Genomic DNA, 19,696 nt, shown 5'->3' with positions numbered 1-19,696 from the left:
TTTTAGTTACTTTATCAGGACTGTCGTGTGTAAACGCAGAACCTGCAGACGAACCTTAGGAGGACTGGAGAATGGCTTTCCGCGTATCCGCCGTTCAATATCATTTGCATACGATCTCCTCGTTTGAGGAATTTGCCGCCCAGTGCGAGCACTATATAAAGACAGCCGAAGAATATGGCACGGACTTCATTCTGTTCCCGGAATTTCTTACGACCCAACTGATGTCTATCGGTGACGGCCAGGGAAAGGCTTCAGGAATTGAAGACCTGCCGCAGTTCACTGAACAATACCGGGACATGTTCGCCGGGTATGCCCGGAAGTACAACGTCCATATTATTGGGGGAACCCATGTGCTGCGCCGGAATGACAAGCTCTATAATGTAGCACATCTCTTTTATCCGGACGGAAGAATCGCTGAGCAAGCCAAGCTTCATATTACACCCGCTGAAGTAGAGGGCTGGAATATGGGTGCAGGAGATGGGCTTGAGGTATTCCAGACGGATAAAGGAACCATAGCCATGCTGACCTGCTACGATATCGAGTTCCCGGAGATTGTCCGCATGGCCAGAGCCAAGGGCGCTGATGTGATCTTTTGCCCGTCCTGCACAGATGACCGTCATGGATTTCACCGGGTCCGCTATACCAGCCATGCCCGTGCCATTGAGAACCAGATTTACGTTGTGCTGACAGGAACTGTCGGATCACTCCCTACCGTGGATCTGATGCGCGCGAACTTCGGCCAGGCTGCGGTAATTACACCGAACGATATTCCCTTCCCGCCAAAAGGGCTGCTGGCCGAAGGCGAAATTAATGATGATATGATCATTACAGCCGATCTGGATCTGGAGCTGCTGTACCGTGTCCGGGAACGCGGGTCCGTGACCACCTGGCGCGACCGTAGAACAGACCTATATACGGACTGGACGTAAAGGGAGGCAGGGGAAGAGATGTATTGTAAGACCTTTTATGCCTTTGACGGCACAATGCCCGTCCCGGCAGTCGTACGTAATTACACGGCAGCGGATTTTGATGACCTGATCACCATTCAGTCCGAGGCCTTTCCGCCCCCCTATCCTGCCGAGTTATGGTGGAACCGGGAGCAGCTCAGGAATCATGTGGAGTTTTTTCAGGAGGGCGCGCTATGTGTTGAAGTGAACGGAGAGCTGGCCGGCTCGGTCACGGGCCTGAAGATTCATTTTGATCCGGAAAAACCGCAAGTCCATCATACCTGGTCCGAAGTTACAGCGGATGGATACATCACTACGCACCAGCCGGACGGAAACACGCTGTATATCGCCGATCTGTGTGTGCGTCCCAAATACCGCAAGCTTGGGCTTGGTAAAGAGCTGGTGCAATCGCTGTATCATGTGGTGGTAGAGCAGGGGCTGGAACGGCTGCTTGGCGCAGGACGGATGCCGGGCTACCATACAGAAGCATCCCGGATCTCTGCGGAGGCGTATCTTGCAGAGGTTACTGCCGGCAGGCTGACTGACCCGGTGATTACCTTTTTGCTGCGCTGCGGGCGGACACCGCTCGGTGTAGTGGAGGGATATCTGGAAGATGAGGAATCCTGCAATTATGCTGCACTGATGGAGTGGCGCAACCCTTTTCAATAGAAGACAGTACTGGAGGAGACATGAAGATGGAGTATATAAGAATTACTGACATTTCCGATCCTTTGTTCAGACAAGTACATAATCTGCTGAGTGAAGTATTTCCGCCGGAGGAAGTGCTGGAATTCAGCCTGTGGCAGGAGCCGCTGGAAGATCCGGGAATCCGCGTATTTGCAGCGGTTCATCAGGGAAAGGTTGTCGGCACCACGGAATACCGCTATTATCCGGACTGGAATGTGGCGATGACCGACTTCACCATCATTGGCCGCGAAGGCTTGGGAATCGGGCGTTTTTTGGCCCAAAGCCGTTTAAAAGACCTCAGGAGCCTTGTTGCGGATAACGGGGGTAAAGAGCTGTTCGGTATGTTTGCAGAAATATACGACCCTTACCGGGTAGCGGATTTCGCCTTTGGCGGCGTCAAGCCGATGGACCCGTTTGTCCGGCGCGAGGTACTCTCCCATCTCGGTTATGAACGGCTTGATTTTCCTTATGTGCACCCTTCCTGGAAAGGCGACGGCGAAGCGGTGACAGGGCTGGATCTGTGCTTTATGCCGGGACATGAGGGGCTGGAGGCGGTAGAGGCCTCTTTGGTTGCTGACTTTCTGACCCGCTATTATGCAGTGCTGGAAGATAAACCGGAAGCCTGGCACTCCATGGTCGATCAGCTGCGCCAGAGAGATACATTGCGGCTGTTGCCGCTGTAATTATCTGCTATATAGAATGAACATAAAAAATACAGTAGGCGAATTCTCCATTGAATTGCTCTCCGGAACTGGATATAGTGTACAATGGGTAAGCGAATATGCCTTTGATGCATGAATAGAAAGAATAGAAAGAGTAAGCGAGGAACATGTGATGTCTGAATTACAGTCCGACAAATACGGTGCTTCCGTTACGCTGGAGAGCCTGCAGGGCGGACAGAGGAATGTGATGAAAGCAGCCGGGGAAGTTATTGCCAGAGGGCCGCAGCTGTATATCCGCTATGAGGAAGCAGAGCAGGGCCCTCAGGGAGAAACGGTTTCCGTCCGCACCACTATAAAGATTTCAGGCAGTGAGCTGAAGCTGATCCGCCACGGCAACATTGAGTCCGAGCAGTCTTTTGTCCTTGGGCGCCGCCTGCCGGGATTCTACCGCTCGCCGTACACACAGTTTAATCTCTCTACCGATACGAGGAAGCTGGATATTTCGCGCGAGGGACGTTCGCTGAATGTCTCGTGGGAATACGACTTGTACGTTTACGGGGAGCTATCAGGACAGTTCGCTATCAGTTTGTATATACAGGAGGAACCACAATCATGACACAAAGTCAAAATCCGCTTCAGCTTGCCAATGAACGGGTGAAAGAGGCCATCGCAGGTGCTATTCTATCCGCCGGCCTGGTAACGCAAGAAGAGCTTCCGGCCATTGTGCTGGAAGTGCCGAAAGACAAGGCCCATGGCGATCTGGCTACCAATGCTGCCATGCAGCTGACCAAAATTGCCAAGCGCAATCCGCGTCAAATCGCCGAGGCGATTATTGAGCATCTGGACACGGCCGCAGCAATGATTGAAAAAGCGGAAATCGCCGGCCCCGGCTTTATCAACTTTACCCTCTCCAAGAGCTATCTTTATCCGGTGATTGCGCTGGTTGCCGAGCAGGGCGACAATTACGGCCGCATCGAAGCCGGTAAGGGGCAAAAGGTTGAAGTGGAATTTGTCAGCGCCAATCCTACTGGCAGCCTGCACCTTGGACATGCCCGCGGGGCAGCTGTCGGTGATGCCCTGTGTAATGTGCTGGATTTTGCCGGCTATCAGGTGACCCGGGAGTATTACATTAATGATGCCGGTAATCAGGTGAACAATCTGTGCAAGTCGATTGAGACCCGTTATCTGCAGGAGCTGGGCCAGCCGGCGGAAATGCCGGAAGACGGCTACCATGGCGAGGATATTAAGGGATTTGCCAAGGAGCTTGTAGCCGAGAAAGGCGATGCGCTGCTGGAGATGACACCGGGAGACCGCGCCGCCTTCTTCCGCACTTACGGTCTTACGAAGGAACTGGACAAAATCAAACGCGATCTTGGCCGCTTCCGCGTAAACTTCGATATCTGGTTTAGCGAGACCTCGCTGTATGAGAACGGCCAGGTGCTGCGCTCACTGGATGAGCTGCGCGACCGCGGCGAAGTGTACGAGCAGGACGGGGCAACCTGGCTGCAGACGACCAAATACGGCGACGACAAGGACCGCGTGCTGATTAAGAATGACGGAACCTATACCTACCTTACGCCGGATATCGCCTATCACAGTGATAAGTATAGCCGGGGCTACGATAAAATGATCAATATCTGGGGAGCCGACCACCATGGCTACATCCCGCGGATGAAAGCGGCCATGTCTGCACTCGGCAATGATTCCGAGAAGCTGGTTGTGCTGATTGCCCAGATGGTCAGCCTGTTCCAGAACGGCGAGAAGGTCAAGATGTCCAAGCGTACCGGCAAAGCCGTGACGATGGAAGACCTGATGGAAGAGGTCGGCCTGGATGCCATCCGCTACTTCTTCACGATGCGCAGCATGGATTCCCATCTTGATTTTGATATGGACCTGGCAATTTCCACGTCCAATGAGAATCCGGTGTTCTACGTTCAATATGCGCATGCCCGGATCTGCAGCATCTTCCGCCAGGCGGAAGAACAGGGGATTACGGTTCCGGCTGTATCCGAGATTGACTTTGCTAAGCTGACAGCTGTCCATGAATACGATCTGCTGCGCAAAATCGGTGAATTGCCTGCCGAAATCACCGTTGCTGCTGAGAGCTATGCGCCGCATCGCCTGATCCGCTATGTATACGATCTGGCTGCACTGTTCCACAGCTATTACAAGGCAGAGCGCGTCATCACCGAGGATGCCGCTCAGACTGTAGCGCGTCTCGCCCTGCTGGGTGCAGCACGCACGACTATCGCTAACGTACTGCGACTGGTCGGTGTTACCGCACCTGACCGGATGTAACTTACACAAACAGAAGCTCCGCCCCCCTGCTACGGGGAGGCGGAGCTTCTTTGTGCCGGGGGCGCAGCGGGTGCTGCCGCCCGCTGCCATGCCGGCCCGGCCCGCCCGCAGCCGGGCTGAAGCCCTTGCCACCGGGGCGGTGCGCAGCACGCCCTGCGGCAAGAGGCGGGCCTACGCCTTCGCGGCAGCGGCAGCGGCGGCGGCCCGCTTGGCCCGCGCGCCTGCACGCAGCAGGCGCAGGGCATCGGCTGCGCCGCCGCCGAGGGCCGCGCGGCGCTGGCCTTTGCGCAGCCGCACCGGCATGGCCGTGCGGCGCAAGAGCAGCTTCAGCTCGCGTGGCGTCAGCGCCGGGCGCAGCGCGAGCAGCAGTGCCGCGGCACCGGTGACATGCGAGGTCGCCATAGAGGTGCCGCTCATTTCTTTGTAGCCCTCCCTCAGCCAGCAGGAGGGCACGCTTTCGCCCGGGCCGTATACATCGATATAAGGCCCGCGGTTGCTGAAGGCCGCTACGCGGTGCCTCCGGTCCAGAGCACCGACGGCAATCGTCTCAGGATAGCGGGCGGGGTAATCCCCGCCGCGTTTACCGTCATTGCCGGAGGAGGCGATGATGGCGATCCCGGCCCGGTAGGCCTTGATCACCACATCATGCAGCGCTTTGCTCCGGGTCTTCATGCCGAAGCTCATATTAATGATGTCGATCTTGTTCTGCACGCACCAGTCGATGCCGAGTACTATATCGGAGACATAGGCAGAGCCGCTGTGGTCAAAGGCCTTGACCGGATAGAGCAGGGCCCGCGGAGCTACGCCCATCATGCCGCGTGTACCGCCGGCTGCCGCCAGCGTACCGGCAATATGTGTGCCGTGTCCATTATCATCGAGCGGCAGCATGCCGCGGTGAAGCAGATTTACACCCGAAGCGAGGGAATGCCTTAAATCGGGATGCCGGTAATCGGCGCCAGTGTCGATGACACCGATCTTCACGTGGACGCCGGTGGATTTGGACCAGGCCTGCGGGGCATGAATCGCTTTCACGCCCCATGGCAGCATGGCAGTGCCGGTTTTTTCCCCTGGGACAGAGTGAACCTTTATCCGCAGGTCTTCTTCTATACTTAGAGCGGAGGCGAATTTGCCCATCAGCTTTTCCGCCCCTGCGGCAGGCACAAAAAAGGCTTTGATCAGATTAGAAACCTGAACCTGCCGGAGCCCCGGCCGCTTCGCTTTCAGCGACTTCCACTGTGATAGCGCTCCGGCATACTGACGGTCATCATTGAAGGTCACAATACGCCGCTCCGTATTTTTGGGGGCAGCCGATATCTCCTCAAGCAGCAATTGCCAAAATCCGTAATAATCCATAGGTTACGCCGTCCCCCTCCTTGCTGCCGTGCTGCCATATTGTATGAGAGGAGGCGGACGTCCGAATGGGAACTTGCCCTTTTTTAGCGAAATGGGCTGCCCATCGTGTCAAAAGGCGGAGCTTCACATAAAATAAACAGAAGAGACTTTAGCTCTCTTTGCAACATCCCGTAAGGAGCCGATCCTTGGCGTGGATACAGTCATGCGCGGAGGGATTTCCTCCGCCTTTTTTAATATAAATAAGCATTCGTATGTTTTACATAATAAATGACCGTGCTCATTCCCTCCGGACGGAGCTATCCTGTTGAGGAAGGCGAAGCTGACTCTGCCGGGCTCCGGCCCCCCTCTACCTGTTGCACCGCGGGAATCTTCCTGCCTCTTGCTGCATTTGACTTGCATTTTGCCCTCAAATAGGTTTTACTTAGTTTTGTTAATGGATATTATGAAATAGAAATTAACGGTAATGTGAACAATGCGTGAGAGGAAGTGTCCTTTAGTGAGTACGCCACTCAATTTAAAGCTGGACCCTGAGAAAGTTAAAGAAATGCCTATGGTGGACCTGGCTTTCCTGGTGCTCAAAGCAGCCAATACACCTTATTATTATCGTGATCTGATGGTCGAAGTGGCCAAGCTGCGCGGTATGACCGATCAAGAAAGCCAAGATACTATCGCTCAGTTATATACCGAGATTAACATCGACGGACGGTTTGCCTGTGTCGGAACCAACCTGTGGGGACTGAAACGCTGGTATCCGCTGGAACGCTCTGATGATCCTGTTGGCAATACCAAACGCGTGCGCATCATTAACGATGAGGACGACGATCTGGAAGACGACGACTTCACGGAAGAAGAAGAGAATTATGCTGCTGAGGAAGAGGATTTCGACGCTATCGACGAAGATCGCGACGACCTCTATTCCGACGACGACAGCGAAGAAGAAGTGGACGAAGATGTTGTCATTGATGAAGATGACGACATTGACGAAGACGACGCTGATGAAGATTCCGAAGACGGCGATAATGAGGATGCCGACGAGGACGAAGACGACGATTATTAGAATCATAAGCCGGGCGTAATTCCTCCCTTGACATGGGTGGGATCGTCAGAGTAAACTATTGCATGGGCTTCTAATGAAAGTTAATATGTTTTCTAAAATAAAAAGTGCCCCGGCTCTACGGGTGTCACTTTTTTTATTTTTTTAGATGGTTTTTCCGTGTTTTGCAGGAGGATCGCCTTTCATTTTGGGCGGCGGAAGTAACTTTGGTTTCCCCCGGTTTGATGATGGAAAAAAGGGTTACGATAAACAAAAGCGTCGCCTGAATTTCTGGACTTTATTTAGGAGGGTTTTACAGTGACAAAGTATATTTTTGTAACGGGTGGCGTTGTGTCTTCCCTTGGCAAAGGCATTACCGCCGCTTCGCTGGGCAGGCTGCTCAAAAACAGAGGTCTGAAGGTGACGATCCAGAAATTTGATCCTTACATTAACGTAGACCCTGGAACAATGAGTCCGTATCAGCATGGGGAAGTATTTGTAACCGACGATGGCGCGGAGACTGACCTTGACCTTGGACACTATGAGCGGTTTATTGACATTAATCTGTCCAAGAACAGTAATGTAACGACAGGGAAGATTTATTCCTCTGTGATCAGCAAAGAACGGCGCGGCGAATACTTGGGCGGAACAGTTCAGGTTATCCCGCATATCACGAATGAGATCAAAGAGCGCGTATTCCGTGCGGGCCGCGAGACAGGTTCGGATGTGGTGATTACTGAAATCGGCGGTACTGTAGGCGATATCGAGAGCTTGCCGTTCATGGAAGCCATCCGTCAGATCAAAAGCGACATTGGCCGGGAAAATGTAATGTACATTCACGTAACCCTGATTCCATATATCAAGGCTGCGGGAGAAGTGAAGACTAAGCCGACACAACACAGTGTGAAGGAGCTGCGCAGCATTGGGATTCAGCCTAATGTGATCGTATGCCGTACGGAGTATCCTCTGACCGAAGATATGAAGGCCAAGCTTGCGTTGTTCTGCGATATTGATGCGAATGCCGTTGTGGAATGCCGCGATGCCTCAACGCTGTATGAGGTTCCGCTTAACCTTCGCGATGAAGGATTGGATGAGATTGTAGTCAATCACCTGAAGCTGACCACACCTGCACCGGATATGCGTGAATGGGAGAGCATGCTGGAGCGGATCCAGAAGCTGGAACGCACGGTTGAAATCGCCATTGTCGGCAAGTATGTAGCTCTGCATGATGCTTACTTAAGCGTAGTGGAGTCTCTCTCGCATGCAGGTTTTGCTGCCAATGCGGAAGTGAAGATCCGCTGGGTTGATGCGGAACAGGTTACAGATGAGAATGTGGGCGAACTGCTTGGCGGAATCGGCGGGATTCTCGTTCCTGGCGGCTTCGGAGACCGGGGGATTGAAGGAAAAATCTCCGCAATCCGTTATGCCCGTGAGCAGTCCATTCCTTTCTTCGGTATTTGCCTCGGAATGCAGGTATCCGTAATCGAGTACGGCCGTTCCATGCTGGGACTGGCTGGGGCGAACAGCTCGGAGATTGATCCGGCTACACCGCATCCGCTAATTGATCTGCTGCCTGAGCAGAAGGACATCGAAGACATGGGCGGCACGATGCGTCTTGGCCTGTATCCTTGCAAGCTTTTGCCTGATTCCCTGGCAATGTCCTGCTATGATGATGAACTGGTCTATGAACGTCACCGTCACCGGTATGAATTCAACAATGCTTACCGCGATGAGATGGAAAAAGCAGGCCTTGTGTTTTCTGGAACATCGCCGGACGGGCGTCTGGTAGAGATCGTGGAACTTCCGGGACACCCGTGGTTCCTGTCGGTACAATTCCATCCGGAATTTACTTCCCGTCCGAATCGTCCGCAGCCGCTCTTCCGTGAATTTGTCAAAGCTTCACTGACCCATTCCGAGCAGCTGTAACCAATAAAATAAACAGATCCGGCAAGGATCTTTAGAAAGCCTCCATCTGGAGGCTTTCTTTTAAATGTGGAAATTCAGCTGTCAGTAATTCCTTAGAATAACCGCACCCGCCGCCCACCATTATATGGAATGTATTTACCCTTTTTATCAAATTAGCAGGATTTTGACTATAAAGCACGAATAATAGGTTTCGTATAGATTTAATTATTGTGAGCCGTTAGCTGTGAGAGGGCGCGGTATAGACAATCTGCCTTAAATCTGGGAGGGTATGATATGGAAAAAGGGAAAGTTTTAATTGTCGATGATCAGAACGGAATCCGAATTCTCCTCATGGAAGTGTTTAATAGCGAAGGGTATACCACCTATCAAGCTGCTAACGGTAAAACAGCAATCGAAATTGTCCAGAAAGAATCCCCAGACTTGGTTCTGCTCGATATGAAAATCCCGGGAATGGATGGGCTGGAAATCCTTAAGCATTTGAAGGAGATTAATCCGGCTATTAAAGTGATTATGATGACGGCATACGGTGAGCTGGACATGATTAAGGAAGCGACAAAACTTGGGGCGCTTATGCACTTTACCAAGCCCTTTGACATTGATGAGATGCGGGTGGCAGTAAATATGCATCTTCAGGACAAGTCAGTGGACCACTTCGGCTAACCTGAGATTTATGGTTTGGCAAAGTCCTGTTATGGATAATATAAGAAGGTTGAGTTTGCCCGCAGCATAGGCTGGCTGAATATCGTCCCACCGGGACATTTTTTTGTGTATCCTATTTAGTATTTGACACAGGATGTGCTATAATAAGCCTGTATGTGATGTCGGTTTAAATATAAGCAACCCAACATTCTTAGGAGGATTGAAACCATGCCATTAGTATCTATGACAGACATGTTAAACAAAGCACTTGAAGGAAAATATGCAGTTGGCCAGTTCAACATCAACAACCTGGAGTGGACTCAGGCGATTCTTGGTGCAGCAGAAGAAGAAAAGTCACCAGTAATCCTTGGTGTTTCCGAAGGCGCAGCCCGTCACATGGGCGGATTCTATACTGTAGTGAAGATGGTTGAAGGACTTATTCACGACATGAAGATCACCGTTCCTGTAGCGATTCACCTGGACCACGGTTCCAGCTTTGACAAATGTAAAGAAGCTATCGATGCCGGCTTTACATCCGTAATGATCGACGGTTCCCACCATCCAATCGCCGAAAACATTGAAATGACTAAAAAAGTTGTTGAATATGCACATGCCAAAGGCGTTTCTGTTGAAGCAGAAGTTGGTACTGTAGGCGGACAAGAAGATGACGTTATCGGCGGCATCCAATATGCAGATCTTAACGAATGTGTAAGCATCGTTAAAGAAACTGGCATCGACACTTTGGCTCCAGCACTTGGTTCCGTACACGGTCCTTACCTGGGCGAGCCAAACCTCGGATTCAAAGAAATGGAAGAAATTCGCGATGCAGTTAAGCTTCCGCTCGTGCTTCACGGCGGTACAGGCATTCCATTGCATGATATCCAGAAGTCCATCTCCCTGGGAACTTCCAAAATCAACGTAAACACTGAGAACCAAATCGCATTTGCTAAAGTGGTACGTGAAGTTTTGGCTGCTAAACCGGATGCTTACGATCCTCGTACATTCATCGCACCAGGCCGCGAAGCCATCAAACAAACCGTTATCGGCAAAATCCGCGAGTTCGGTTCCAACAACAAAGCGTAAATTTAACGCTGCTGCAGTTGGACAGGTTATTTCAGGCTGTCCGGCTGCATAGTTTGATATGGATATATTCTTCTTGAAACGTGTGCCGTCCTTACTCTAAGGACGGCGCAGCCGTTTCTTCTTCTTAAACATTTAAACACCAAAAAAAGCCACAGCAGGTATTGCCAGGGCAAGCTGCAATACACGTAGGGGGAACCAGATAAATTTATGGAAAAATTAATGATTGGCGGTGGACGTCCGCTAAAGGGCGTTGTGACCATCAGCGGAGCGAAGAATAGCGCGATCGCGCTTATTCCTGCGGCTATTTTAGCTGAATCTGAAGTTGTTCTGGATAATTTGCCGTCCCTTAGTGATGTAGCCGTTTACTCCGAAATTCTCGAAGAGCTTGGCGGGGCTGTCTCATGGTCAGGCAGCCAGATGAGAATTGACCCCTCCCGTATCGTATCCATCCCTATGCCTAACGGACCAGTCAAGAAACTTCGTGCTTCTTATTATATGATGGGAGCGCTTCTTGGAAGATTTAAAGAAGCGACGATAGGCCTTCCCGGCGGCTGTAATTTTGAGCCCCGTCCGATTGATCAGCATATCAAGGGTTTTGAAGCACTAGGAGCAACTGTGACCAATGATCATGGTTCTATTCACCTGTATGCCAAGGAACTGCGCGGTGCGAAGATTTATTTAGACGTATCCAGCGTAGGTGCCACTATTAACATCATGCTGGCGGCTTCACGGGCCAAAGGCTCTACAATTATCGAAAACGCGGCTAAAGAGCCTGAGATTATAGATGTAGCTACCCTTTTGAACTCTATGGGCGCTGTTATTAAAGGCGCCGGCACAGAAACGATCCGGATCGAAGGCGTTACAGAGATGCATGGCTGCCGCCATTCCATCATTCCTGACCGGATTCAAGCAGGAACATATATGATTGCTGCAGCAGCAACGCGCGGCAATGTATTAATAGATAACGTTATCCCCAAACACTTGGAGGCTTTGACCGCCAAGCTGCTGGAAATGGGCGTTGAAATCGAAGAACTGGATGAGAGCATCCGGGTCATCGGCAGGGCCAGATACGAGCATGCCGATGTAAAAGCGCTGGTATACCCGGGCTTTGCCACCGATCTGCAATCCCCGATGACAAGCATGCTGACCCAGGCTGAAGGGGTCAGTGTATTAAGTGATTTTGTGTACAGCAACCGGTTCAAGCATGTGCCGGAACTGGTGCGGATGGGCGCCAAAATCCGTGTTGAAGGACGCTCGGCAATCATTGAAGGCAGCCGGCTTAATGCTGCCAAGGTTAAAGCTGCCGATCTGCGGGCCGGTGCGGCGCTGGTCATTGCCGGACTGACTGTCGGAGACGGAATTACTGAAGTCACGGGTGTGGAGTATATCGACCGCGGCTATGATAACTTAGTAACTAACATGCGCGATCTGGGCGCTGAGATTTGGCGCGAAGAGGAATAGGATTCAGATTATCTGCTATTTGGAGGGAGCGAATTTGCGGGATTACTGCATATCTCCTTCCAAATTGGGTAATCCTATCCTAATGAGCATTTTAATAGACTTATACTTATATAAAATTGAATAGGTGGTTATTACATGGATCTTCAAATTTCCGATCTGGAAGAAATGAAGCTGACCGATCTGTATAAGCTGGCCAAGAAATACCAGATTCCATACTACGGACAGCTGAAGAAACGGGAGTTGATCTTCGCCATCCTGCGGGCGCAGGCGGAGCAGAGCGGGCTCATGTTTATGGAGGGCGTGCTTGAAATTTTGCCTGAAGGCTACGGTTTCCTAAGGCCGATTAACTATTTGCCCAGTGCGGAAGACATTTATATTTCAGCTTCTCAAATTCGTAAATTTGATCTTAGAAGCGGCGACCTTGTATCAGGAAAGTGCCGCACACCCAAAGAAAATGAACGTTACTTCGGTTTGCTTCAAGTCAACGCCGTCAACGGCGAGAATCCTGCCAGCGCAGCGGAGCGCTTGCATTTCCCGGCACTAACGCCTCTTTATCCGCAAGACAAGCTGCCGCTCGAAACATCCCCTACTCATTTGTCTACCCGAATAATGGATTTGCTCGCTCCTGTAGGCTTAGGGCAGCGCGGTTTGATTGTAGCACCTCCCAAAGCAGGGAAAACGCTCCTCCTAAAAGAAATTGCCAACAGTATCTCCACTAATAATCCCGAGATTGCACTGTTTGTATTATTAATTGATGAACGTCCTGAGGAAGTAACGGATATGCAGCGTTCGGTAAAAGGCGAAGTGGTTGCATCAACCTTTGATGAGCTTCCCGAGAACCATATCAAAGTTGCAGAGCTTGTATTACAGCGGGCACTCCGTCTGGTTGAGCATAAAAAAGACGTTGTCATTCTGCTGGACAGCATTACCCGGCTGGCACGCGCTTATAACCTTGTAGTTCCTCCATCCGGACGTACGCTTAGCGGAGGGATTGATCCTGCAGCTTTCCATCGGCCGAAGCGGTTTTTTGGATCTGCACGGAATGTGGAAGAGGGCGGCAGCCTGACGATACTCGCTACAGCGCTGATCGATACCGGGTCACGTATGGATGATATTATTTATGAAGAATTTAAAGGTACGGGCAATATGGAGCTTCATTTGGACCGTAAGCTGGCGGAACGCCGGATTTTCCCGGCTATCGATATCCGCCGTTCGGGAACACGCCGCGAAGAAGTGCTGCTGAGCAAGGAAGAGCTGGATACGATTTGGTCTATCCGTAAGAATATGAACGAATCGTATGACTTCGTTGAAGGTTTCCTTAAGAAGCTCCGTGACAGCAAGACTAACGCAGAGTTCCTCGCTTCATTTGATGTGGCCGGAAGTAAGGATTCCTCATCAGCGAGCGGAACTGCCAGCAGTGGAGGGACTTCTAACAGCGGCTCATCTGCGCGCCGGACCCCGCGTCCCAAGACACCTACTGTCCCTACAACCTGAGAATAGATAACAAGAGGAGAATAACATGTATTTGGTATATGCCGATGAACAAGGTAACGTATATGATCATCCTGAGCTGTACGGCCTAGCCCGCAGCGGGGATATGATTGTTGAGATGCTGGAAGAAGAATTAATCCCTCTGCCGGAAGGGGCTACCCTAGTTGGCCTACCAAGCACACGGGCAGTGGGTATGAATCCCGAGACAGGTGAAATGTTGCCGCTGCCGGAAGGGTCCCAGGCTGTTGGGGCACTGCTGCCGCAAGGCTTTACTAGATTATGCCTGCCAGGCTATGTCAAGACAGACAAGTCGTATAAGCTCCCGCTTTTTGGCTATTCCGCTGTGGTGTGGAAGGATGGCGGATTCTACGTCGCTGCAGATCTGACAGATGATCCGGAGCAATGGAATCCTCTCAACTGTGACCGCGAGGATGTAGAAGTAGGCGTCGGTGCCTTAACGGCTAAGTATCCGGAAAACAGACTATACGACCACCTTTCTAACTGTGCGCTGGGTTATGAATGCCTTACGTCCTCCAATACGTTTCTTGGACGTTGGGAGGGTGCCGTTCCTGTTTCTTATTCGTGTAATGCCGGATGCTTCGGCTGTATATCAGAACAGCCTGACGATAGCGGATTTGTCTCTCCTCAGACACGGATGAACTTCCGTCCTACGGTTAGCGAGATCACAGAGGTGATGCTGGAGCATCTGAAGACACCGCAGTCGATAATCAGCTTCGGCCAGGGCTGCGAAGGCGAGCCTTCTACCCAAGCTAAGCTGATTATCGAGTCGATCCGCGAAGTGCGCTCAATAACCGATATGGGCTATATCAATATCAACACCAATGCCGGACTGAGTGACCATATCCGCGGGATCGTGGATGCAGGACTTGATCTGATGCGGGTCAGCACGATCAGTGCGCTGGACGATCACTACAATGCCTATTACAAGCCGCGGGGCTATACCCTCGCCAATGTGGAGAAGTCGCTGAAATATGCTGCTTCACAGGGGGTGTATACCTCCATTAACTATCTGATTTTTCCTGGAGTAACAGACCGGGAGGAAGAGATTGAAGCGATGGTTGAATTTTGTCGGCGCACTGACCTCAAGCTTATTCAGATGCGCAACCTTAATATTGACCCCGAGAGCTATCTGGAACTAATCCCTCCGGCCCGAGGAGAAATTCTGGGGATGAAGACCATGCTTGATATCTTCCGCGAGGAGCTGCCGGAGGTAATTATTGGTTCGTATACACATGTGCCACCTGCCGATTTAGCACGGGCCAAAGAGCGTCGTGTACGGCTCTAGCCGGTACCCGATTTAAATTTATTGCAGAGACTATTATTTCGTGCTAGAATGTCGTTGTATGTTTAATAACTCTGGGTCCGCATGAGTCCTAGGGCATGAGAGGTGAAATTCAAATGCAAGAAGCTATTCAACCAAAGTATAATATCACTAAGGTAACCTGCGCATGTGGCAACACTTTCGAATCCGGTTCTGTTAAACAAGAGCTGCGCGTCGAAATTTGCTCTAACTGCCATCCATTCTTCACTGGCAAGCAGAAGTTCCTTGATGCCGGTGGTCGCGTTGATAAATTTAAGAAGAAATACGGTATCTAATCGCCCCTGCCGCTTTGCGGCTTAAAGATTGGACTGCTCCCCGGATGGTATATCCGGGGAGTTTTTTATTTACCTGAATAAACAGGATGCGCGTATCCCCGGCATGTTTTCAATCAGGGGAGATATCGGGTAACCCATATATTACCAAAATTTAAGGCGGTTTCTTGTGGACGGGTTGATTTTTAATGGGGTGTGAGCTATACTTATCTTCGCCGTGCTAGACGGGGAGGTAGCGGTGCCCTGTAACTCGCAATCCGCTGTAGCGAGGTTGAATTCCTGTTAGAGGTGCTGTCGATGTGAGGCCTTGGTCCCTATGGGCTGTGTTGACGGTTGGGTCCTCCGCAATGAGTGCTTGTGAACCTGGTCAGGTCCGGAAGGAAGCAGCCATAAGCAAGTTTACTCTTGTGCCGGAGGGTGGCCTAGCCCGAGCAGTCTCGTAGGGTTGCCGCTTGGATCGCAGCCATCAATAACAGGTGCACGGTTTATATTTGGTTAATGATAGCATCTTTGCCACAAGCGAAGATGCTTTTTGTTTTTGGTCAAAGCCTGGGGAATATAGTATAATAAATTAGCGACAAATGCCGGAAAGCGGCAGCCTAAGAGAGGGTAATGCATAGTGGAACATATCGCGCTGTACCGTGCTTGGCGGCCGCAGTCGTTTCAGGACATGGTAGGGCAACAGCACATTATCCAGACGCTGCAGAATGCAATTCGAGAACAGCGGGTTTCGCATGCCTACCTGTTCAGCGGCCCGCGCGGGACCGGTAAGACGAGTGCTGCTAAAGTTTTGGCCAAAGCAGTCAATTGCGAGCGGGGACCCGGCCCGGAGCCATGCAACGAATGTCCTTCCTGCCTGAGGATTACCGCGGGCAACGTTATGGACGTGCAGGAGATTGATGCGGCGTCAAACCGCGGGGTAGAAGAAATACGCGACCTGCGGGATAAGGTGAAATATGCACCTACCGAAGTGCGCCGTAAAGTGTATATTATTGATGAAGTGCATATGCTGACAACAGAAGCGTTTAACGCTCTGCTTAAGACGCTGGAGGAACCGCCGCCGCATGTCATGTTTATACTGGCGACGACAGAACCTCATAAATTGCCGGCCACGATTATTTCACGCTGCCAGCGCTTTGACTTCCGCCGTGTATCTCTGGAGGAGCAGAGCGGTCGGCTCGCTGAGATCTGTCAGAAGGAGGGCATTACTGCGGATGCAGATGCTCTGCAGTACATCGCCCGTCTCTCTGACGGGGGGATGCGTGATGCGCTGAGTATTCTTGACCAGATCTCCTCCTTTACAGACGGTAATGTAACTTATCAGCAGGTGCTGGGCATGACCGGTGGGATCCCTTCCGAACAGTTTGCCCGGCTTGCAACAGCCATTCTGGAAGGTGATATGGGCCGGCTGCTGGAACTGGTAGAGCAGCTGATGCAGGAAGGCAAGAGTGCAGACAAATGCCTGGAGAACCTGCTTTATTATTTCAGGGATTTGCTGATGATCAAAATGGTCCCGGGGGCTGATCAATTAACAGACCGGGTACTGAATCCGGCTGAATTCCGGGACATGGCGGCTGCATTCTCACGGGAGCGGTTGTTTCAGATTGTAGAAACTTTAAACCGCTATCTTGGAGAAATGAAATATGCGACACATCCGCAGACATTGTTTGAAGTAGCGCTTATGAAGCTGTGCAGCATGCAGCAGGAAGCAGCGCCATCCTTGCATGCGGCTGCGGCGGCAGCCAGTGCTATGCGTGGTGAACCGTCAACCAGCGTTCAGGCCGATGATGCGGGAGAATTAGAGGCTTTGAAGCGGCAGATTGCTGCTTTAGAGAAGAAGCTGGAACAGGCCATACAGTCGGGGGGAGTCTCGGGCGGTGGACGCGATGCGGCACCTGCACCTCGGGCAGCAGCAAGCTCCGCTCCGCGCATCTCATCTCCTTCCAAGCTGCCTCCGCAGCTTGATAAATTTATCGCCGGCAAGGATAATCCTGATTTTGCGGCGGTTTATAAGCAGTGGAGTCTTGTGCTGCAGGGAGTGAAAGAGGAGAAAGTAACTGTACACGCGTGGTTTGTTGACGGCGAGCCGGTATCCGTTATGGAGGATGCGGTGCTTGTGGCTTTTAAGAACACTATTCACCGCGATACTACCGAGAAACCGGCTAACAGGCAAGTAATCGAGAATGTGTTTGCTGCACGCCTCGGCAAGCCTTACCGGCTGGTGACAATCATGCAGCGCGACTGGAATGAGGCCGCCCAGAAGTCTGCTGCCCAACCGGGCACAGAGGAATTACGTCTGGAGCATGAGCATGAAGAAGCAGGGGCGAAGACCGAACCATGGATTGACGAGGCCATCCAGCTCTTTGGAGAAGACCTTGTTGTCATAAAAGAGTAATGCTTTTAGTCTATTAGCGCATACAGCGCATTTCAAAGGAGAGAGTAACTATGAATAATATGAATCAAATGATGAAACAGGTTAAAAAAATGCAGGAACAAATGCTCAAGGCACAGGAAGAGCTGGGCAGCAAGACCATTGAAGGATCATCCGGCGGCGGTGTAGTTACAGTGCAGGTTAATGGCCACAAGAAATTGTTATCTATTCAGATTAAGCCTGAGGCCGTTGACCCGGAAGATATTGAAATGCTGCAGGACCTCGTGATCACAGCAGTGAACGATGCGCTTACCCAAGCAGAAGAACTGGCTAACAATGATATGGGGAAATTCACTGGCGGAATGAAAATCCCGGGCTTATTCTAGGCCGGCAACACTCTAGCCCAAAGGAGAATCATCACTTTGTATTATCCAGAACCGCTAGCCAAGCTGATTGATGCTTTTACGCGTTTGCCCGGAATAGGGCCGAAGACAGCAGCCCGGCTGGCTTTTCATGTGCTCAACATGAAAGAGGACGAAGTTATTGATTTTGCCAAGGCGCTGGTCAGCGTCAAACGAAATCTTCATTATTGCTCTGTCTGCTGTAATATCACTGATACTGATCCATGCCGGATCTGCCAGGACAAAACCCGTGATACCTCAGTGATATGTGTGGTCCAGGATTCCAAGGATCTTGTTGCCATAGAGCGCACTAAGGAGTTTGACGGTTATTATCATGTCTTGCAGGGAGCAATCTCTCCAATGGAGGGTATAGGTCCGGATGATATCCGTCTTAAGGAGCTGTTGACCCGTCTGAGCGACGAGAGGGTGAAGGAGCTTATAATGGCGACTAACCCGAATATTGAGGGTGAAGCTACTGCTATGTATATTTCACGCCTGGTCCGGCCCTTCGATATTAAAATCACTAGAATAGCCCATGGCTTGCCCGTAGGCGGCGATTTAGAGTATGCGGATGAAGTAACTCTCTCCAAAGCGCTGGAAGGCCGTCGCGAGCTGTGAGCTGTCTTGAAACGGATATACCATAACCAGTTATGCTAAAAGAGGCCCGGTAGGGCTTCTTTTTTTGCCCGTTTCTTTTTCCATCACCTGTGCCTCGGGATGAAGCTGATTTTAGTTCTAAGTTTGTCCCTACTCCGATATGAATGAGAATATGTAGCGATGCAGAGGCAGCGCATAGTAATAAGGTTCATAAGGGGGAGTCTTTATGGGATGGTGGAGTAGAAAATGGCAATGGGGCAGCGAGAAAAGCCTCAGAGAGGCTAAGTTAGACGAGGATTGGCATGTGTTCCTGGACGTGCGTAAGGCGCAGGCCGAATGGGAAAGAGCGTATCTAATGTTCGATGAGGCTCTGGGGCAGGATCAGATTGATTATGCCATTTATATTCTAGAAGCGGCTGAGCGTAAATATCAGATTCATCTTAAGCATGCGAAGAGTTTGGGAATCAACCGCAGTCAGATGTAAGCCCGCTTTGGTAAAAGTGAAGGAGGATCGGTATGCTAAGAACGATTGCAATGGGTGTTCTGGTTGGATCGGCAATTCTGCTTACCCTGATTGTATTCCGGAAAAAGTTGGGCTGGGCCTGGCTCAGTTTATTTGGCACTCATCTAATTCTTGCTGCACTCGGTATTTATATAGTCAATTTCTCCGGACTGCTCACAGAAATCTACATTCCTCTGAATCCTGCAACCATAGGCGCAGTAACGGTTTTGGGGCTTCCGGGAGTTATTATGCTGCTCGGTTTAAAAATAACTTTGTTTTAATGGTTGACGGGGCTCAGAGATTTATGATACATTAAGTCTCGGCCCTTTGGACAAGCTATTCATTAATAACTTGTTCGGAAGACGAGCGAAAAAAGAAATTAAAAAAACGCTTGACTTAAACAAAGGTGCTGTGATATATTATAAAGGTCGCTGCTGACAAGCGACGACAACGAAAAAAGAGACATTGATCTTTGAAAACTGAACAACGAGTGAGTGGGAGATCACGAAAGTGAGATCCAAAATTAGAGAATGCAAATTCTCGTCAGATGTTTCAAAATGAGCAATCGCTCTTTCTAAATACCAATTTGGAGAGTTTGATCCTGGCTCAGGACGAACGCTGGCGGCGTGCC

20 protein-coding genes and 1 other RNA gene are annotated in these 19,696 nt (G+C 50.9%); 19 read left to right on the top strand and 2 right to left on the bottom strand.

What is annotated here, in order from left to right; all coding sequences use genetic code 11:
• Window positions 1–71: 71 nt before the first annotated feature.
• The 5 genes from L6H70_RS28440 to argS all read left to right on the top strand — a co-directional run bounded on the left by L6H70_RS28440 (window position 72) and on the right by argS (window position 4,594).
• Window positions 72–929 carry a carbon-nitrogen hydrolase family protein gene (locus L6H70_RS28440; RefSeq protein WP_236337565.1) on the top strand — a complete coding sequence of 286 codons (858 nt, stop codon included), beginning with the start codon at window positions 72–74 and terminating at the stop codon, window positions 927–929.
• A gap of 18 nt (window positions 930–947) precedes the next feature.
• Window positions 948–1,616, top strand: a complete 669-nt coding sequence (locus L6H70_RS28435) for a GNAT family N-acetyltransferase (protein WP_236337563.1) — start codon at window positions 948–950, stop codon at window positions 1,614–1,616.
• A gap of 26 nt (window positions 1,617–1,642) precedes the next feature.
• Window positions 1,643–2,317, top strand: a complete 675-nt coding sequence (locus L6H70_RS28430) for a GNAT family N-acetyltransferase (protein ID WP_236337562.1) — start codon at window positions 1,643–1,645, stop codon at window positions 2,315–2,317.
• A 151-nt stretch (window positions 2,318–2,468) separates the two neighbouring features.
• Window positions 2,469–2,912 (top strand): YwiB family protein, encoded by a 444-nt coding sequence (locus L6H70_RS28425; RefSeq protein WP_236337561.1) that lies wholly within the window; start codon window positions 2,469–2,471, stop codon window positions 2,910–2,912.
• Complete coding sequence (gene argS / locus L6H70_RS28420) at window positions 2,909–4,594, top strand: arginine--tRNA ligase (protein ID WP_236337559.1); 1,686 nt, start codon at window positions 2,909–2,911, stop codon at window positions 4,592–4,594. The genes L6H70_RS28425 and argS overlap by 4 nt, the downstream gene beginning before the upstream one ends.
• 171 nt (window positions 4,595–4,765) lie before the next feature.
• Here the strand turns inward: argS and L6H70_RS28415 are convergent, their stop codons facing one another.
• Window positions 4,766–5,947, bottom strand: coding sequence for a S8 family peptidase (locus L6H70_RS28415; protein WP_236337558.1), 1,182 nt, complete (start codon window positions 5,945–5,947; stop codon window positions 4,766–4,768).
• Between the two features lie 496 nt (window positions 5,948–6,443).
• Between L6H70_RS28415 and rpoE the strand changes: the two genes are divergently transcribed.
• From rpoE to L6H70_RS28345, 14 genes are all read left to right on the top strand, one after another.
• The gene (gene rpoE / locus L6H70_RS28410; RefSeq protein ID WP_054944068.1) at window positions 6,444–7,004 is read left to right on the top strand and encodes a DNA-directed RNA polymerase subunit delta; all 561 of its coding nucleotides are present in this window, start codon (window positions 6,444–6,446) and stop codon (window positions 7,002–7,004) included.
• Between the two features lie 294 nt (window positions 7,005–7,298).
• A complete protein-coding gene (locus L6H70_RS28405) occupies window positions 7,299–8,906 on the top strand; it encodes a CTP synthase (RefSeq protein ID WP_054944067.1) in 1,608 nt (535 codons plus the stop codon).
• Between the two features lie 273 nt (window positions 8,907–9,179).
• A complete protein-coding gene (locus L6H70_RS28400; RefSeq protein ID WP_236337557.1) occupies window positions 9,180–9,566 on the top strand; it encodes a response regulator in 387 nt (128 codons plus the stop codon).
• 207 nt (window positions 9,567–9,773) lie between these two features.
• The gene (gene fba / locus L6H70_RS28395; RefSeq protein WP_236337556.1) at window positions 9,774–10,628 is read left to right on the top strand and encodes a class II fructose-1,6-bisphosphate aldolase; all 855 of its coding nucleotides are present in this window, start codon (window positions 9,774–9,776) and stop codon (window positions 10,626–10,628) included.
• A gap of 207 nt (window positions 10,629–10,835) precedes the next feature.
• The gene (locus L6H70_RS28390; RefSeq protein WP_236337555.1) at window positions 10,836–12,089 is read left to right on the top strand and encodes a UDP-N-acetylglucosamine 1-carboxyvinyltransferase; all 1,254 of its coding nucleotides are present in this window, start codon (window positions 10,836–10,838) and stop codon (window positions 12,087–12,089) included.
• A gap of 135 nt (window positions 12,090–12,224) precedes the next feature.
• Window positions 12,225–13,583: a transcription termination factor Rho gene (rho, locus tag L6H70_RS28385; protein ID WP_236337554.1), complete on the top strand. Its 1,359-nt coding sequence runs from the start codon at window positions 12,225–12,227 to the stop codon at window positions 13,581–13,583.
• Between the two features lie 25 nt (window positions 13,584–13,608).
• Entirely contained in the window at window positions 13,609–14,886 is a 1,278-nt protein-coding gene (locus L6H70_RS28380; protein WP_236337553.1) for a radical SAM family protein, read from the top strand.
• A gap of 113 nt (window positions 14,887–14,999) precedes the next feature.
• On the top strand, window positions 15,000–15,197 hold the full coding sequence (rpmE, locus tag L6H70_RS28375) for a 50S ribosomal protein L31 (RefSeq protein ID WP_206102702.1): 198 nt from the start codon (window positions 15,000–15,002) through the stop codon (window positions 15,195–15,197).
• A 212-nt stretch (window positions 15,198–15,409) separates the two neighbouring features.
• An RNA gene (gene ffs / locus L6H70_RS28370) (signal recognition particle sRNA large type) lies at window positions 15,410–15,678 on the top strand.
• 135 nt (window positions 15,679–15,813) lie between these two features.
• Window positions 15,814–17,589 (top strand): DNA polymerase III subunit gamma/tau, encoded by a 1,776-nt coding sequence (gene dnaX, locus L6H70_RS28365; protein ID WP_236337552.1) that lies wholly within the window; start codon window positions 15,814–15,816, stop codon window positions 17,587–17,589.
• Between the two features lie 50 nt (window positions 17,590–17,639).
• Window positions 17,640–17,951, top strand: a complete 312-nt coding sequence (locus tag L6H70_RS28360; protein WP_054944059.1) for a YbaB/EbfC family nucleoid-associated protein — start codon at window positions 17,640–17,642, stop codon at window positions 17,949–17,951.
• Between the two features lie 36 nt (window positions 17,952–17,987).
• Complete coding sequence (recR, locus tag L6H70_RS28355; protein WP_054944058.1) at window positions 17,988–18,584, top strand: recombination mediator RecR; 597 nt, start codon at window positions 17,988–17,990, stop codon at window positions 18,582–18,584.
• A 205-nt stretch (window positions 18,585–18,789) separates the two neighbouring features.
• Complete coding sequence (locus L6H70_RS28350; protein WP_236337551.1) at window positions 18,790–19,047, top strand: hypothetical protein; 258 nt, start codon at window positions 18,790–18,792, stop codon at window positions 19,045–19,047.
• Between the two features lie 32 nt (window positions 19,048–19,079).
• Window positions 19,080–19,346: a pro-sigmaK processing inhibitor BofA family protein gene (locus L6H70_RS28345; protein WP_236337549.1), complete on the top strand. Its 267-nt coding sequence runs from the start codon at window positions 19,080–19,082 to the stop codon at window positions 19,344–19,346.
• A gap of 138 nt (window positions 19,347–19,484) precedes the next feature.
• On the opposite strand, the gene L6H70_RS28340 is transcribed toward L6H70_RS28345, so the two are convergent.
• On the bottom strand, window positions 19,485–19,696 hold a 212-nt coding region (locus L6H70_RS28340; RefSeq protein WP_236337546.1), incomplete at its 5' end, for a hypothetical protein.

The sequence above is a fragment of the Paenibacillus auburnensis genome (assembly GCF_927798115.1).
Lineage (GTDB): Bacteria > Bacillota > Bacilli > Paenibacillales > Paenibacillaceae > Paenibacillus_AQ > Paenibacillus_AQ auburnensis.
This window is presented reverse-complemented; position numbering and strand designations above follow the sequence as displayed.

Excerpts from the sequence above, each read along its gene's own strand:
- L6H70_RS28440 (WP_236337565.1), top strand. The coding sequence starts at position 72 with ATGGCTTTCCGCGTATCCGCCGTTCAATATCATTTGCATACGATCTCC.
- L6H70_RS28435 (WP_236337563.1), top strand. The coding sequence starts at position 948 with ATGTATTGTAAGACCTTTTATGCCTTTGACGGCACAATGCCCGTCCCG.
- L6H70_RS28430 (WP_236337562.1), top strand. The coding sequence starts at position 1,643 with ATGGAGTATATAAGAATTACTGACATTTCCGATCCTTTGTTCAGACAA.
- L6H70_RS28425 (WP_236337561.1), top strand. The coding sequence starts at position 2,469 with ATGTCTGAATTACAGTCCGACAAATACGGTGCTTCCGTTACGCTGGAG.
- argS (WP_236337559.1), top strand. The coding sequence starts at position 2,909 with ATGACACAAAGTCAAAATCCGCTTCAGCTTGCCAATGAACGGGTGAAA.
- L6H70_RS28415 (WP_236337558.1), bottom strand. The coding sequence starts at position 5,947 with ATGGATTATTACGGATTTTGGCAATTGCTGCTTGAGGAGATATCGGCT.
- L6H70_RS28400 (WP_236337557.1), top strand. The coding sequence starts at position 9,180 with ATGGAAAAAGGGAAAGTTTTAATTGTCGATGATCAGAACGGAATCCGA.
- fba (WP_236337556.1), top strand. The coding sequence starts at position 9,774 with ATGCCATTAGTATCTATGACAGACATGTTAAACAAAGCACTTGAAGGA.
- L6H70_RS28390 (WP_236337555.1), top strand. The coding sequence starts at position 10,836 with ATGGAAAAATTAATGATTGGCGGTGGACGTCCGCTAAAGGGCGTTGTG.
- rho (WP_236337554.1), top strand. The coding sequence starts at position 12,225 with ATGGATCTTCAAATTTCCGATCTGGAAGAAATGAAGCTGACCGATCTG.
- L6H70_RS28380 (WP_236337553.1), top strand. The coding sequence starts at position 13,609 with ATGTATTTGGTATATGCCGATGAACAAGGTAACGTATATGATCATCCT.
- rpmE (WP_206102702.1), top strand. The coding sequence starts at position 15,000 with ATGCAAGAAGCTATTCAACCAAAGTATAATATCACTAAGGTAACCTGC.
- L6H70_RS28360 (WP_054944059.1), top strand. The coding sequence starts at position 17,640 with ATGAATAATATGAATCAAATGATGAAACAGGTTAAAAAAATGCAGGAA.
- L6H70_RS28350 (WP_236337551.1), top strand. The coding sequence starts at position 18,790 with ATGGGATGGTGGAGTAGAAAATGGCAATGGGGCAGCGAGAAAAGCCTC.
- L6H70_RS28345 (WP_236337549.1), top strand. The coding sequence starts at position 19,080 with ATGCTAAGAACGATTGCAATGGGTGTTCTGGTTGGATCGGCAATTCTG.